At 62.8% G+C, this 15,368-nt stretch carries 13 protein-coding genes; 12 read left to right on the top strand and 1 reads right to left on the bottom strand.

Annotated features, from left to right (window positions below):
- Window positions 1-350 precede the first annotated feature (350 nt).
- Genes mraZ through murB form a run of 12 tightly spaced genes read left to right on the top strand, consistent with a single transcriptional unit; the run spans window position 351 to window position 14,281 of the window.
- Window positions 351-788, top strand: a complete 438-nt coding sequence (gene mraZ, locus FHX14_RS19670; protein WP_012558375.1) for a division/cell wall cluster transcriptional repressor MraZ — start codon at window positions 351-353, stop codon at window positions 786-788.
- A gap of 17 nt (window positions 789-805) precedes the next feature.
- On the top strand, window positions 806-1,831 hold the full coding sequence (gene rsmH / locus FHX14_RS19665; RefSeq protein WP_003593352.1) for a 16S rRNA (cytosine(1402)-N(4))-methyltransferase RsmH: 1,026 nt from the start codon (window positions 806-808) through the stop codon (window positions 1,829-1,831).
- A 1-nt stretch (window position 1,832) separates the two neighbouring features.
- Entirely contained in the window at window positions 1,833-2,354 is a 522-nt protein-coding gene (locus tag FHX14_RS19660; RefSeq protein WP_184378219.1) for a hypothetical protein, read from the top strand.
- The gene (locus FHX14_RS19655) at window positions 2,354-4,114 is read left to right on the top strand and encodes a penicillin-binding protein 2 (RefSeq protein ID WP_003593354.1); all 1,761 of its coding nucleotides are present in this window, start codon (window positions 2,354-2,356) and stop codon (window positions 4,112-4,114) included. The genes FHX14_RS19660 and FHX14_RS19655 overlap by 1 nt, the downstream gene beginning before the upstream one ends.
- Before the next feature lie 6 nt (window positions 4,115-4,120).
- Window positions 4,121-5,638, top strand: coding sequence for a UDP-N-acetylmuramoyl-L-alanyl-D-glutamate--2,6-diaminopimelate ligase (locus tag FHX14_RS19650; RefSeq protein WP_003593355.1), 1,518 nt, complete (start codon window positions 4,121-4,123; stop codon window positions 5,636-5,638).
- Window positions 5,635-7,068 carry a UDP-N-acetylmuramoylalanyl-D-glutamyl-2,6-diaminopimelate--D-alanyl-D-alanine ligase gene (locus tag FHX14_RS19645; protein ID WP_003593356.1) on the top strand — a complete coding sequence of 478 codons (1,434 nt, stop codon included), beginning with the start codon at window positions 5,635-5,637 and terminating at the stop codon, window positions 7,066-7,068. The genes FHX14_RS19650 and FHX14_RS19645 overlap by 4 nt, the downstream gene beginning before the upstream one ends.
- A gap of 22 nt (window positions 7,069-7,090) precedes the next feature.
- Complete coding sequence (mraY, locus tag FHX14_RS19640) at window positions 7,091-8,191, top strand: phospho-N-acetylmuramoyl-pentapeptide-transferase (RefSeq protein WP_003593357.1); 1,101 nt, start codon at window positions 7,091-7,093, stop codon at window positions 8,189-8,191.
- Window positions 8,192-8,198: 7 nt separating this feature from the next.
- On the top strand, window positions 8,199-9,611 hold the full coding sequence (gene murD / locus FHX14_RS19635) for a UDP-N-acetylmuramoyl-L-alanine--D-glutamate ligase (protein WP_003593358.1): 1,413 nt from the start codon (window positions 8,199-8,201) through the stop codon (window positions 9,609-9,611).
- A 1-nt stretch (window position 9,612) separates the two neighbouring features.
- A complete protein-coding gene (gene ftsW / locus FHX14_RS19630; protein ID WP_003565051.1) occupies window positions 9,613-10,767 on the top strand; it encodes a putative lipid II flippase FtsW in 1,155 nt (384 codons plus the stop codon).
- 6 nt (window positions 10,768-10,773) lie between these two features.
- Window positions 10,774-11,898: an undecaprenyldiphospho-muramoylpentapeptide beta-N-acetylglucosaminyltransferase gene (gene murG / locus FHX14_RS19625; protein WP_003593360.1), complete on the top strand. Its 1,125-nt coding sequence runs from the start codon at window positions 10,774-10,776 to the stop codon at window positions 11,896-11,898.
- Window positions 11,895-13,310: a UDP-N-acetylmuramate--L-alanine ligase gene (gene murC / locus FHX14_RS19620; RefSeq protein WP_003593362.1), complete on the top strand. Its 1,416-nt coding sequence runs from the start codon at window positions 11,895-11,897 to the stop codon at window positions 13,308-13,310. Before murG ends, murC begins: the two co-directional genes overlap by 4 nt.
- A complete protein-coding gene (gene murB, locus FHX14_RS19615) occupies window positions 13,307-14,281 on the top strand; it encodes a UDP-N-acetylmuramate dehydrogenase (protein ID WP_003593364.1) in 975 nt (324 codons plus the stop codon). Before murC ends, murB begins: the two co-directional genes overlap by 4 nt.
- 4 nt (window positions 14,282-14,285) lie before the next feature.
- Here murB and FHX14_RS19610 read toward each other — a convergent pair whose 3' ends face one another.
- Complete coding sequence (locus FHX14_RS19610; RefSeq protein ID WP_184378217.1) at window positions 14,286-15,215, bottom strand: SDR family oxidoreductase; 930 nt, start codon at window positions 15,213-15,215, stop codon at window positions 14,286-14,288.
- Window positions 15,216-15,368 lie beyond the last annotated feature (153 nt).

Genomic DNA, 15,368 nt, shown 5'->3' with positions numbered 1-15,368 from the left:
GGATGCTCATGCAATCCGCCCGTTGAAAATTCTTTTTGCAAAAGCACCGCCGCTCGACCATCGCGACAGGGCGATCCTAACTCTTTGTTAAACTTAACAGCTTATAAATTTTTGATTATGCGTCTGTTGCAAAATGGGCGTATCCCATTGACGCCCATATGGTCCCATGCTATCCCAAATGCGCACTGCACCAGGGCAATCACCTGCCCATTCATCGCAAAGCAAAGGCGTCTTCCTCTCCGGAAGCGTCGGAGGGGTTTTTGCTCATCCGGCTTGCGAAGCTGTGCCTGATATTGGGAGTTTCGGGCGTCTTTTGGTCCGGATCCCTGCGGGAACGGATGTTTCGTGTGATGAGCCGCTTCCTTTCGAATGCGACCAACAGGATCGATGCCAAGGGCAGGGTTTCCGTGCCTTCGGCATTTCGTTCCGTGCTGGTGCAGCGCAATGTTCAGGAGCTCTATTGCTTCCAGGACTTTGTGTTTCCGGCGATCAGCGTCGGCGGTCCGGATCTTCTCGAAAGATTCGAACGGCAGATTGCTGCGGAGGATCCGTTTTCGCCGGATGCGAACGAGATGTCGCTTCTCATTCATGGAGGCGGGGTCTTCATGAAGCTCGACGCCGAGGGGCGGCTGATGGTCACGGATTTCATTCGCGGCTTTACCGGCATCTCGGACGAGGTGACCTTCGTCGGTCGGGCGGATCATTTTCAGCTTTGGCAGCCGCAGGCTTTTGTGGCTGCGCAGGCGCAGGCACGAGGGGAGCGCAAGCTGGCGGGCAAGCGTTCCTGAAAGAACGAGGGAACGGAATGGTGGCGAATCCTGGCGGAGGTTCAACTGATGCCGGTGGCGGACCGGTTCGTCACATTCCTGTCCTTCTTGATGAAGTGCTTTCGGCGCTGGCGCCCGCGCCCGGCAAGCTCATCCTTGATGGTACCTTCGGTGCTGGCGGTTACAGCTCAGCCATTCTTGCGGCCGGCGCCGAGGTGATCGCGCTCGACCGCGATCCGACGGCGATTGCCTCCGGCCAGGCAATGGTCGCCGCCCATGGTGGCCGTCTCAAGCTCGTTCATTCGCAATTCTCACATCTTGCCGATCATGCGCCGCAAGGCGGGCTCGACGGTGTCGTCCTCGATATCGGCGTTTCCTCGATGCAGATCGATGAGGCCGAGCGCGGTTTCTCCTTCCAGAAGAACGGGCCGCTCGACATGCGTATGTCGGCCGCAGGCGTTTCGGCCGCCGATGTCGTCAACCGCGCCAAGGTCGCCGATCTCATCCGCATCTTCCATTTCCTCGGTGAGGAAAGCCAGGCGCCGCGCATCGCGCATGCGATCGAGAAGCGTCGCGAGGAAAAGCCGTTCGAGACGACACGCGATCTTGCCGGTCTCATCGAGCTGGTCACGCCCCGCAAGATGAAGGACAAGATCCATCCGGCAACGCGTGTCTTCCAGGCCTTGCGCATCTTCGTCAATGACGAGCTCGGCGAACTCGCAGAGGCGCTGTTTGCGGCGGAAGCGGCGCTGAAGCCGGGCGGCCGGCTCGTCGTCGTCACCTTTCATTCGCTCGAAGACCGCATCGTCAAGAAATTCTTCTCCGACCGCGCCGGCAAGGCGTCGGGGTCGCGGCATCTGCCGGTCGCGCATGAGCGGGCGGCAACTTTTGCGGCGATCGGCAAGCCGATGGTTTCGGCAAGTGAGGCGGAGGCGGAGATCAATCCGCGCGCCCGTTCCGCCAAACTGCGCGCCGGCCTGAGGACGGAGGCCGCCGCTGAAGCTGCGGATATGTCGCTCTTCGGGTTTCCCAATCTCGCCAGTCTCGGAAAGCTTGGAGGTTGATATGCTGAAAACGTTCGATCTCGTGCTCATCGGCGTCATGACGGCCACCGCCGCCGTCACCTACACGATCAAGCATCGCGCCGAATTGAAGCTCGAAGAGGTTCATCGCCTCGAAGCCGAGATCAAGCTCGAGGAGGACACGATCGACCTTCTCAAGGCCGACTGGGCGCTGCAATCGCAGCCGAACCGGCTGGAGCGGCTGGTCAAGGCCTATGATGACGAGTTGCAGTTGCAGCCGACGCAATCGACGTCGCTGGTGCATGCCAAGGAATTGCCGATGCTGAAATCCGAGGTTCCCGTGCCTGAGGTAACGGAGGCCAAGGCCAGCGCCAAAGGCGCGACCGAGGCCAGCGCCAAAGGCGCGACCGGGGCCAGCGCCAAGGGCGCAACAGGAGCCAGCGCCAAGGGCGCGGCTCTCGCCAGCGCGACGGTTACGACCAAGGCGCAGCCTGTTCCCAAGCCCGCGCCGCGCGCCGCGGAGGAGGATGAAGCAGACGAGATCGAAACGGGGTCGGTGGAATAATGTCGTTTCTTTCCCGCATCATGGTCTTGAAGAGCCAGGCGCATTTCTCCGCCGGCGTTTACAATCGTTTCGGCGGTCCTTCTCCTGCCGGCCTGGCGATCGAGGGATCCCGCAAGAAGAAATCAGGGCAGGCAAAAAGCCGCGTCGGCCTGCTGATCCTCGGCTTCATGGGTGTCTACGTCGTCATCGGCGGTCGTCTCGTCGAATATGCGATGAAGGATCAAGAGGTCGTCTCCAGCATCCTGCCGCCCGACCGGCTGATGGCTTCGCGCCCCGACATTCTCGACCGCAACGGCGAAGTGCTGGCGACCGACATCCGCACCGTCTCGCTGTTTGCCGAACCCAACAAGATCGTCGATGCCGACGAGGCGGTCGAGAAGCTTGCGACTGTTCTGCCGGAGCTCGACGTCCGGGATACCTATAAGAAGCTCTCGGTCAAAACCTCGCATTTCGCCTGGCTGCGCCGGCAGCTGACGCCGAAGCAGCAGAGCCAGATCCTGGCGCTCGGCATTCCCGGCATCGGCTTCCGGCCGGAAAAGCGCCGCTTCTACCCGGGCGGCTCGACCGCTGCGCATATCCTCGGTTATGTCAACATCGACAACCGCGGTGTCGCCGGCATGGAGAAATATATCGACGACCAGGGGCTTGCTGATCTCGCCTCGGTCGGCATGACCAGCGACCAACCGCTGGAGCCGGTGCGGCTGTCGATCGACCTGCGCGTCCAGAACATCGTCCGGGATGCGGTCGTCAACGCCGTCAACAACTTCCAGTCCAAGGGGGCGGGTGCTGCCGTCATCGACGTGCATACCGGGGAAGTGCTGGCCATGGCCTCGGCGCCGGATTTCGATCCGAACGATCCGCAGGAAGGCGCCAAGGAGGGTTGGCTCAACCGGATGACCAACGGCACCTTCGAAATGGGATCGACCTTCAAGACCTTTTCGCTGGCGATGGCGCTCGACACTGGCAAGGTGAAGATGACCGACACGTTCGATGCCAGCAAGTCGATCTATATCGGCGGCTTTACCATTCACGACTTCCACGGCCAGCGCCGCTGGCTGACCGTGCCTGAGATTTTCCAATATTCGTCGAATATAGGCACCGCGCGCGTCATCGATATCGTCGGCATCGACGCGCAGAAGGACTATCTGACCAAGTTCGGCCTGCTGACCAAGATGCAGACCGAACTGCCTGAAGTGAAGATGCCGAGCCAGCCGAGGGTGTGGAAGAAGATCAATTCGATCACGATTTCCTTCGGCCACGGCGTCTCGACGACGGCGCTGCAGACCGGGGTGGCGGCCGCCGCTCTGGTCAATGGCGGCAAGCTGATCGAGCCGACATTCCTGCCGCGCAGCCGCGAACAGGCCGATGAAATCGCCACGCAGGTCATCAAAAAGACGACCAGCGACGAAATCCGCTATCTGCTCGATTTCAACGGATACAAGGGATCGGGCCGTGTCGCCCGGGTGCCGGGCTTTGCCGTCGGCAGCAAGACCGGTACGGCCGACAAGGTGGTGAACGGCCGTTATTCCGCGACCTTGAACTTTAATTCCTTTATTGCCGCATTCCCGATCAACGATCCCAAATATGCGGTGATCACCTTCTGCGACGAGCCGAAGACCGGCGAAAAACAATATGGCGGAACGATCTCTGCCGGTACCGCTGGCCCGATCGCCCGCGAGATCATCAGCCGCGCAGCTCCCATTCTCGGCATCGAGCCGAAATTCGGGGAGGGCGGATCGGCCTTGCTGGTGTCTTATTGAGTGTGAATGAATATCGGCGCCGATTCGCGAGGGGTGGACCGGCTTCAAGAGAGAAAAGTGCATTCGATGAAATTGCGAGACCTGGCCGGAGATCAGTTTCCGGAAATTGAAGCACAGCTCGAAGGCCCGGCAGGCCTGCTTGATATTTCAGGTCTGTCTTCGGACAGCCGCCATGTGGCGCAGGGCAATGCCTTCGTCGCAGTCGCCGGCACCAAGGCGGATGGCGCGGGCTTCATCGCCGATGCCGCCGGCCGGGGTGCAGCCGTCGCGATCGCCTCCCAGTCCGTCGAGGCTTCCATCCCCGTGCTTGCGGTCAAGGAGCCGCGCCGTTTTCTTTCGATCGCCGCTTCGCGTTTCTTCGGTAGCCAGCCAGAGACCATGGTCGCCGTCACCGGCACGGCGGGCAAGACCTCTGTTGCCTCCTTCACTCGACAGATCTGGGCGCATGCGGGCCATGCGGCGGCGATGATCGGCACGACAGGTGTCGTCTCGCCGACGCGCAACGAATATGGTGCGCTGACGACACCCGATCCGGTGTCGCTGCACAAGCTACTGGCCGAACTTGCCGGCGAAGGTGTCACGCATGCGGCGATGGAGGCTTCCAGCCACGGCCTCGACCAGAGCCGGCTCGACGGCGTCAAGCTTGCCGCCGCCGCCTTCACCAATCTCGGCCGCGACCACATGGATTATCATCCGACCGTCGAAGCCTATATGGCCGCCAAGATGCGGCTTTTCCAGCTGCTGCCGAAGGGCGCGCCTGCGGTGATCTTCGCCGACGATCCGTGGTCGGCGCAGGCGATCAAAGCTGCCGCCGATGCCGGTCACGATGTGCGCACCGTCGGGCGCAAGGGCGATTACCTTACGTTGAAGCGTGTCGAGCACTTCCGCCACAAGCAGACCGCCGAGATCCATATCGACGGCGAAATCTTCGAGGTGGATATTCCGCTGGCCGGCGATTTCCAGGTGGCCAACGCCCTGGTCGCGGCAGGTCTTGCCATGTCGACCGGAGTCGAGCCGAAAGTTGCGATGGCCGCGCTCGAGAAACTCGTCGGCGCGTCCGGCCGTCTCGAACTCGTCGGCCATACGAAAGACGGCGCGCTCGCCTATGTCGACTATGCCCATAAGCCGGACGCGCTGGAAAACGTGCTGGGCTCGGTCCGGCCCTTCACCACCGGCCGCGTCGTCGTGGTCTTCGGCTGCGGCGGCGACCGTGATCGCGGCAAACGGCCGATCATGGGCGAAATCGCCTGCCGACTTGCCGACGTCGTCATCGTCACCGACGATAATCCGCGCTCGGAGGAGCCGGCCGCAATCCGGGCGGAGATCATGGCGGCAGCATCCGGCGCCTCGGAAATTGCCGATCGCGCGAAGGCGATCCGCGAGGCTGTGGGCATGTTGCGATCCGGCGATACGCTGATCGTCGCCGGCAAAGGGCATGAGGAAGGGCAGACGATCGGCAGCGTCACCCTGCCGTTCTCCGATCATGCGGAGGTGCGCAAGGCCTTGGAGGAACTGCAATCTTGAGCTGGCTCTGGACGACCGAAGATATGATCGCGGCGATGGCGGGGCGCCCCTTCGGCACTCTGCCCGAAGGCATCACCGGCATTTCCATCGACAGCCGCTCGATTGCTCCAGGCGAGGCCTTCTTCGCGATCAAGGGCGACCGTGTCGACGGTCACGACTACGCATCGATGGCGATGGCGAACGGCGCCTCCCTTCTCGTCGTCAGTGAGGCGAGGCTTCCCGCCATGGGCCGCCTGACGGTGCCGATGATCGTCGTGGAAGACGTGCTCGCCGCACTCGGCCGGCTCGGCCTTGCCTCGCGCCAGCGCTCCAAGGCCCGGATCATCGCGGTGACGGGATCTGTCGGAAAGACGACCACCAAGGAAATGCTGCGGCACGTGCTGTCGCCCTCCGGCAAGGTGCATGCCTCCGTCGCCTCCTTCAACAATCATTGGGGCGTGCCGCTGACGCTGGCGCGCATGCCTGACGATACGGATTACGGTGTCTTCGAAGTCGGCATGAACCATCCCGGCGAAATCCGGCCGCTGGTCGAGATGATCCGTCCCCATGTCGCCATCATCACGACCATCGCGCCGGCCCATCTCGGTAATTTCAAGAACATCAAGGAGATCGCCGCCGCCAAAGCGGAGATCTTCGAAGGGCTGGAACCGGGCGGCCATGTCGTGCTCAACCGCGACAATGACCAGTTCAACTTCCTCGACCGAACCGCACAGTCGCTCGGCATCGAGCATATTCATTCCTTCGGCCAGCATGCCAAGGCCGAATTCCGCCTCGCCGAATTCAACGGCGCAGATGAGAATTCGACGCTGTGGCTGACGATCGGCGGTGAGACGCTGGAAGTCGCGATCGGCGCGCCCGGCCGCCATATCGCCGAGAATGCGCTTGCAGCGCTCGGGGTCGTCAGGATCGTCGGCGCCGACATGGAAAAGGCGATCGCAGCGCTGGCGACGCTGAAGCCGGAAAAGGGCAGGGGCAAGCGCCACCGGCTTTCCATCGGCAGCGGCAGCTTCACGCTGATCGACGAAAGCTACAACGCCAATCCGGCTTCGATGCGGGCGGCGATCGCACTGCTGGCGGCCTCCGAGCCGACCAGTCGCGGACGCCGTATTGCCGTGCTGGGCGACATGCTTGAAATGGGCGAGTATGCGCAGAAGGTCCATACCGATCTCGTAGTGCCGCTGCTTGCAGCCGGCATCGAACATGTCTGGCTTGCCGGCGCAGAGATGGCTGCGCTCAAGGAATCACTGCCGGAAAGCGTCCATGTCGAATATCGCGAGAACACCGGCGAATTGACGGATTATGTATTGAACTCGGTCGCGCCAGGCGACGTGTTGATGGTGAAATCGTCTCTGGGCATCGGTTTCGGCAAGATCGTTGCCGCGCTCCTTGACAAGTTCCCGCCATTTTCCGACACGCAACGCGAATTTTGATCGGGTAAATAAGGGGCCCTGAATGCTGATCTGGCTTGTCGAACTGTCGGAATATTTCAAATTTCTGAATCTGTTCAGATATATTACCTTCCGTACAGGCGCTGCTCTCTTCACCTCAGCCCTGATCGTCTTCCTGTTCGGACCGACGATCATCAATTCGCTGCGTATCCGGCAGGGCAAGGGCCAGCCGATCCGCGCCGATGGGCCGCAGACCCATTTCAAGAAGGCCGGCACGCCGACCATGGGCGGGCTGATGATCCTTGCCGGCATCGTCGGCGCGTCGCTGCTCTGGGCCGATCTTTCCAACGTCTATGTCGTCGCCACGCTGCTGGTGACGCTCGGCTTCGGCGCGATCGGCTTCTATGACGATTATCTCAAGGTCACCAAGCAGAGCCATATGGGCTTTTCCGGCAAGGCGCGTCTCGGCATCGAATTCGTCATCGCCGGCATCGCCGTCTATTTCATGATGCGCACCGCTCTTGCCTCGGGCGTTGCCGGCTCGACCTTCGGCTCGTCGATCGCCTTTCCCTTCTTCAAGGACTTCATGATCAATATCGGCATCATGTTCGTCGTCTTCGGCGGCTTCGTGATCGTCGGCGCCGGCAATGCCGTCAACCTGACCGACGGCCTTGACGGGCTTGCTATCGTGCCTGTCATGATCGCCGCCGCCTCCTTCGGCGTCATTGCCTATCTCGCCGGCAACGTGGTGTTTGCGAACTACCTGCAGATCAATTTCGTGCCCGGCACCGGCGAGCTCGCCGTCGTTCTCGGCGCCGTTATCGGCGCCGGCCTCGGCTTTCTCTGGTTCAACGCGCCGCCGGCCGCCATCTTCATGGGCGATACCGGCTCGCTCGCACTCGGCGGTACGATCGGCACTGTTGCCGTCGCCACCAAGCACGAGATCGTCATGGCGATCATCGGCGGCCTCTTCGTCATGGAGACGCTTTCCGTCATCATCCAGGTCGGCTTCTTCAAGATGACCGGCCGGCGCGTCTTCCTGATGGCGCCGATCCATCACCACTTCGAGAAGAAGGGCTGGACCGAAAGCCAGGTGGTGATCCGCTTCTGGATCATCGCCGTCGGCCTTGCGATGCTCGGCCTCTCGACGCTGAAGCTGCGGTGAGGCGGCGATGATCCCGGTCACGACGCTCAAGGACAGGAAGGTCGCGCTCTTCGGGCTCGGCGGCTCGGGCCTTGCCACCGCCCGGGCGCTGGTTTCGGGCGGCGCCGAGGTGACCGCCTGGGACGACAATCCCGACAGCGTCGCCAAGGCTTCCGCCGAAGGCATCCGCACCGAGGACCTGCACACCATCGACTGGAGCCAGCAGGCGCTGTTCGTGCTCTCGCCCGGCGTGCCGCTCACCCATCCGAAGCCGCACTGGACCGTCGATCTTGCGCGCGCCGCCGGCGTCGATATCGTCGGCGATGTCGAGCTCTTCGTGCGCGAGCGCCGCGCCCATGCGCCGGATTGCCCGTTCATCGCCATCACGGGCACCAACGGCAAGTCGACGACGACGGCGCTGATCGCCCATATCCTGAAATCCGCAGGCTACGACACACAGCTCGGCGGCAATATCGGCACCGCGGTTCTGACGCTCGATCCGCCGAAGGCCGGGCGTTATTACGTCGTCGAATGCTCCTCCTACCAGATCGATCTGGCGCCGACGCTGAACCCTTCCGCCGGCATCCTGCTCAACCTGACGCCCGATCATCTCGACCGTCACGGCACGATGCAGCATTACGCCGATGTCAAGGAACGGCTGGTCGCCGGCAGCGATGTGGCGATCGTCGGCGTCGACGACAGCCATTCGGCGCTGATTGCCGACCGCGTCGAGCGGGCGGGTGTCAAGGTGGTGCGCATTTCGCGCCGCAGCGTGGTGGCGTCAGGCATTTATGCCGAGGGCAGCAGGCTCATTCAGGCCGCCGGCGGCGCCATGCTGCCCTTCGCCGATCTCTATGGTATCCAGACGCTGCGCGGCAGCCATAATGCGCAGAACGCCGCAGCCGCTGTCGCCGCCTGCCTTGCCGTCGGTGTTTCCGCCGACGATATCCGCGCCGGCCTTGCCTCGTTCCCCGGCCTCAAGCACCGCATGCAGCCGGTGGGGCAGCGTGGCCGCGTCGTTTTCGTCAATGATTCCAAGGCGACCAATGCCGATGCTGCGGCACCGGCGCTTTCGAGCTATGATCGCATCTACTGGATCGCCGGCGGCCTGCCGAAATCAGGCGGCATCACCACGCTCGCTCCCTATTTTCCGCGCATCGCCAAGGCCTATCTGATCGGCGAGGCGGCGGCGGAATTTGCAGCGACGCTCGGCGAGGCCGTGCCTTACGAGATCTCGGGCACGCTGGAGCGCGCGGTCGTGCATGCGGCGGCCGATGCCGAGCGCGACGAGGCCGCCGCTTCGGCCGTCATGTTATCCCCGGCTTGCGCAAGCTTCGATCAGTATAAGAATTTCGAAGTCAGGGGTGAAGCCTTCGTCGGACACGTGGCAGCGCTTGACGGGATTGCGATGCTGATCGGTTCGGCAACAGGAGAGAAATGACATGGTAAGCCGCGCGGAACGTGGGCCTCTGGCCGATTGGTTCTGGACCATCGACCGCTTCTTCCTGGCGATGTTCATCTTCCTGATGGGCATCGGCTTCATGCTGTCGTTCGCGGCGTCTCCCGCCGTTGCCGAGCGCATCGGGCTCGAGCCCTTCCACTTCGTCAAGCGCCATGCGGCCTTCATGATCCCTTCGATTTCCGTCATGCTCGGACTGTCGTTCCTGACGCCTCGGCAGGTGCGGCGAACGGCGATCCTGCTCTTGATCATCTCGCTCGCCATGATGGTGCTGGTGCTGTTCGTCGGGCAGGAGGTCAAGGGCGGCAGGCGCTGGATCTGGATCGCCGGCCTTTCCATCCAGCCGTCGGAATTCATGAAGCCCGCCTTCGTCGTGGTTTGCGCCTGGCTGTTTGCCGAACATGCGCGCCAGCCGGAGATTCCCGGTAATCTCTTCGCCATCATCCTGTTTGCCATCGTCGCCGCCCTGCTCGTCGCGCAGCCCGACCTCGGTCAGACCATCCTGACCACGGCCGTCTGGGGCGGGATGTTCTTCATGGCCGGCATGCCGTGGATATGGATCATGCTGCTCGGCATCGGCGGCGCCGGCGGCCTGCTCAGCGCCTATTACGTCTTTCCGCACGTGGCGTTGCGAATAGACAAGTTCATGACCGGCGAGGGCGACACATTCCAGATCGACACGGCGCGCGAGGCGATCATCCGCGGCAGCTGGTTCGGCCAGGGACCGGGCGAGGGTATCGTCAAGCGCATCATCCCGGACGCCCATACCGACTTCATCTTCTCGGTCGCGGCCGAGGAGTTCGGCATCGTCTTCTGCATGGCGCTGGTGGCGCTCTTTACCGTGCTGGTGCTGCGCGGCCTCTCGCATGCCTATCGCGAGCGCAACGACTTCAACCGCTTCGCCGTTGCCGGTCTGGTGCTGCAGATGGGCATCCAGTCGATCATCAATATCGGCGTCAACCTTGAGCTGCTGCCGGCAAAGGGCATGACGCTGCCGCTGATTTCCTACGGCGGCTCGTCGATGGTGGCGATCTGCGTCACCGCCGGCTTCATTCTGGCGCTGACGCGTCATCGACCGGAAAAACGTGCGCAGGACCGGAGCCTTTTCCGCGTCCCGCACGGCATGCCGGCGGAGTAAAAGGCCATGAGCAAAGGCATCGTGCTGCTTGCCGCCGGGGGAACCGGCGGCCATGTGTTCCCGGCGGAGGCGCTGGCCTTCAAGCTGAAGGAGCGCGGCTACTCGGTGCATCTCGTCACCGACAGCCGGGCCGAGCGCTATGCCGGCAAGTTCCCGGCCGAAGAGATCCATGTCGTGCCGTCGGCGACGATCGGCTCGAAGAACCCGGTCGCCGTCGCCCGTTCGCTGTGGACGCTGTGGAGCGGCATGCGGGCGGCAAAGAAGCTGATCCAGCGGCTGAAGCCCGTCATCGTCGTCGGTTTCGGCGGTTATCCGACAGTGCCGCCGCTGCTTGCCGCCACAAGGCTTGGCGTGCCGACGATGATCCACGAGCAGAATGCGGTGATGGGCCGTGCCAACAAGGCCTTGGCGACCCGCGTACAGGGGATTGCCGGCGGTTTCCTGCCGGAGAGGGGCGGCGCCTTCCCGGACAAGACGGTGACGACGGGCAATCCGGTCCGCCCGGCAATCATCGCTGCCGCGGAGGTGCCTTACACGCCGTCTCATCCCGGCGAAGCCTTCAATCTTGTCGTCTTCGGCGGCAGCCAGGGCGCGCAATATTTCTCCAAGGCGCTGCCGACGGCGATCAGCCTGCTCGACGACGCGCTGCGTCTGCGCCTGCGCATCACCCAGCAGGTGCGTCCCGAGGATATGGAAATGGTCGGCGGCTGCGTCGCCAAGCTGGAGATGGGGGCCGATATCGCGCCGTTCTTCACCGACATGGCCGAGAGGCTGGCGAAAGCCCATCTTGTCATTTGCCGCTCAGGCGCCTCGACGGTTTCGGAGATCTCCGTCATCGGCCGGCCGGCGGTGCTAGTGCCTTACCCGCACGCTCTCGATCACGACCAGGCGGCGAATGCGGCAGCGCTGGCTGCGACCGGCGGAGCGAAGGTAATCGCCCAGTCGGAGCTTTCGCCGGAGAAGATCGCGGCGATCCTGACGGCTGTGATGAACGATCCGGAAAAGCTTTCGCACATGGCAGCGGCGGCGAAACTCGCCGGAAAACCCGATGCCGCGAACTTGCTTGCCGACATGGTTGAGGCTATTGCCGCCGGACGGACAATTGCGGAATTGAAGAGGACACGCGCATGAAACTGCCGAAGGCGATCGGCCTCGTTCATTTCATCGGCATCGGCGGCATCGGCATGAGCGGCATTGCCGAAGTGCTGCACAATCTCGGCCACAAGGTGCAGGGATCCGACCAGGCCGACAGCGCCAATGTCCAGCGCCTGCGCGACAAGGGCATCGAAGTGTTCGTCGGCCACCGGGCCGAGAACCTGGGTGATGCCGAAGTCGTCGTCGTTTCGACGGCGATCAAGAAGAGCAATCCGGAACTGATCGCCGCGCGCGAAAAGCTGCTGCCGGTGGTGCGCCGCGCCGAAATGCTTGCTGAGCTGATGCGCTTCCGCAATGCGATTGCCATTGGCGGCACCCATGGCAAGACGACGACCACGTCGCTGGTCGCAACGCTGCTCGAAGCCGGCGGGCTCGACCCGACCGTCATCAACGGCGGCATCATCAATGCCTACGGCACCAATGCCCGCATGGGCGAGGGCGAGTGGATGGTGGTCGAGGCCGACGAATCCGACGGCACCTTCCTGAAGCTTCCTGCCGATGTCGCCGTCATCACCAATATCGACCCCGAGCATCTCGACCATTACGGCAATTTCGACGCCGTGCGCGCCGCCTTCAGGCAGTTCGTCGAGAACGTGCCGTTTTACGGTTTCGGCGTCATGTGCCTCGACCATCCCGAGGTGCAGTCGCTGGTCGGCCGCATCGAGGATCGCAAGATCATCACCTATGGCGAGAACCCGCAGGCCGACGTACGCTTCAAGAATGTGCGCATCGACGGCACACGCTCGATCTTCGACGTCGAAATCCGCCGCCGCCGCACCGGCCAGGTGATCGAGCTCAAGGGGCTGGTCATGCCGATGCCGGGGCGGCATAATATTTCCAACGCGACGGCGGCGATCGCCGTTGCCAACCGGCTCGGCATATCGAGCGCCGATATCGCCAAGGGACTTGCCTCCTTCGGTGGCGTCAAGCGCCGTTTCACGCTGACCGGCGAATGGAACGGGGTGCAGATCTTCGACGATTACGGCCACCATCCGGTCGAGATCAAAGCGGTGCTGCGCGCTGCCCGCGAAGCCTGCAAGGGGCGCATCATCGCGGTCCACCAGCCGCACCGCTACAGCCGCCTGGCAAGCTTGTTCGAAGAATTCGCCGCCTGCTTCAACGATGCCGACAGCATTTTCCTGGCGCCGGTCTATGCGGCAGGCGAAGATCCGATCGCGGGGATCGATTCCGTGTCGCTGGTCTCGCGGATAAAATCCGGCGGCCATCGCGACGCCCGCTTTCTCACCTCGGCGGAGCTTCTGCCGCAGATGGTTGCGGAGGTTGCAAAGCCCGGCGATTTCGTGGTTCTGTTGGGGGCTGGTAGCATCACATCCTGGGCGGCGGCGCTGCCCAAGCAACTGGAAGGCCTATCGGGAAAGTCCGTATGAAACAGGTGAATGGGGAAAAGCTTCTCGCGTCTCTCGGAGACGGTGTAAAGGATATCCGCGGTCGCATCACGCCGGATGCCCCCATGGACCGCGTCACCTGGTTCAGGGCAGGCGGCCTCGCCGAGCTGATGTTCCAGCCGCATGATATCGACGATCTCGTCGCCTTCCTGAAAATCTTGCCGGAAGAGGTGCCGCTGACGGTGATCGGCGTCGGCTCCAACATCCTGGTGCGCGACGGCGGCATTCCCGGCGTCGTGCTGCGCCTGTCCGCCAAGGGCTTCGGCTTCGTCGAGCTTGCCGGCGAAAACCGCATTCTGGCCGGCAGCATCTGCCCCGATAAACATGTGGCGGCGATGGCGATGGATAACGGCATCGGCGGCTTTCATTTCTTCTACGGTATTCCGGGCAGCATCGGCGGCGCAGCGCGCATGAATGCCGGGGCCAATGGCGTGGAGACGCGCGAGCGGCTGATCGAGGTCAACGCGGTCGACCGCAAGGGCAACAAGCACGTGCTGTCTAATGCCGAGATGGGCTATTCCTATCGTCATTCGACCGCATCCAGCGAGCTGATCTTCACCTCCGTGCTGTTCGAAGGATATCCGGAAGAGCGCGCCCAGATCCGCGCCGAGATGGACGCCGTGCGCAATCACCGCGAGACGGTGCAGCCGGTGCGCGAAAAGACCGGCGGCTCGACCTTCAAGAACCCTGCCGGCCATTCGGCCTGGAAGCTGATCGACGAGGCGGGCTGCCGCGGTCTCGTCATCGGCGGAGCGCAGATGTCGTCGCTTCACTGCAACTTCATGATCAATATGGGGCAGGCGACCGGTTACGATCTCGAATATCTCGGCGAACAGGTGCGCCGCGAGGTCTTCGAGAAAGAGGGCATCAAGCTCGAATGGGAAATCAAGCGGCTCGGCGTCTTCATGCCCGGCCGCGAAGTGCGCCCGTTCCACGGCGTCACCAGCGAATAGCTTTTTACTTCACGGCAAGCTTCAGACCTTCGCGCGGCGTGACGATGGGCGACCAGCCGAGCACGTCGCGGGCGTGGGATATGTCGACCTGCAGGGAACCGCAAAGACGCTGGTAGACGGCGTCTTTTCCCGTCAATTTTGCGCCCAGCTGCAGCAAGGCGGGGGGGAAGGGGAGCAGCATCGGTTTGACACCCAAGCCTGCGGCAATGCCCTCGATGAGCCCGGGCGTGGAGAGATCTTCTCCGTCGCCTGCGAGAAAGGTTTGGCCGGTCGCATCCCGATGCGTCATGGCCGTGACGATCAGGTCGACGAGATTTGGAAGCGCAACCAGTGTGCGGTGGTTCTTCAGCGACGCGAAGGGGAGCGGTATCTTCTTCCGGACAAGTCCGACGAGCAGGGCGAAGTTGCCCCTGGCGCCAGGCCCGTAGACGAGGGGCGGGCGAATGACGACGACTTCCATGCCTGTTCGGGCTGAGATTTCATGCAGGCCGATTTCGCTTTCCAGCTTCGAAACGCCATAGGGATCGAGCGGCATCGGCGTATCGTCGTGGCGGAAGGGCCGTTCGGTTTCTTCGCCATTGACTTTGATGCTGCTGATGAAAACGAACCTTTTTACCCCGGCGCGTGCGGCCTGCTCGGCGAGATTGAGCGTGGCGGCGGTGTTGATCCGGCGGAATTCCGTCAGAGGATCGGCCGCGCGGTCATTCATGATGTGCACCCGGGCGGCGAGATGGACAACGACGTCGACACCGTCGAGCGCGGCCGTCCAGTCCGTTTCGCTGGATATCTCGATGGGGAAATGCCGCATCTCTGCCGGAAAGCCGGCGGCTGCGGATCGCGTCGTCACCCGAACCTCCCACAGCCTCTCGCCATGCAGTCTTTCGACGAGAGGCCCGCCGACAAAGCCGGCCGCGCCGGTGATGAGGCATCGCATGATATGTTCCCCGCTTGACCTTGAGTGCTCCGGTTAGCCGGAAGTGCCGAGCGCATCAATAAAAAAGCCGCGCTGGCTGTGTTCCTCGGATACACAGTTTCTCGATCCTTGCGCGAAGCTTGCCGCAGCATTTGCAGCCAGCTTGACCGGACT

It is taken from the genome of Rhizobium sp. BK619, assembly GCF_014195245.1.
Lineage (GTDB): Bacteria > Pseudomonadota > Alphaproteobacteria > Rhizobiales > Rhizobiaceae > Rhizobium > Rhizobium acidisoli.
Note: the sequence above shows the minus strand (reverse complement) of the source record. Positions and strands in the feature narration are given on the sequence as shown.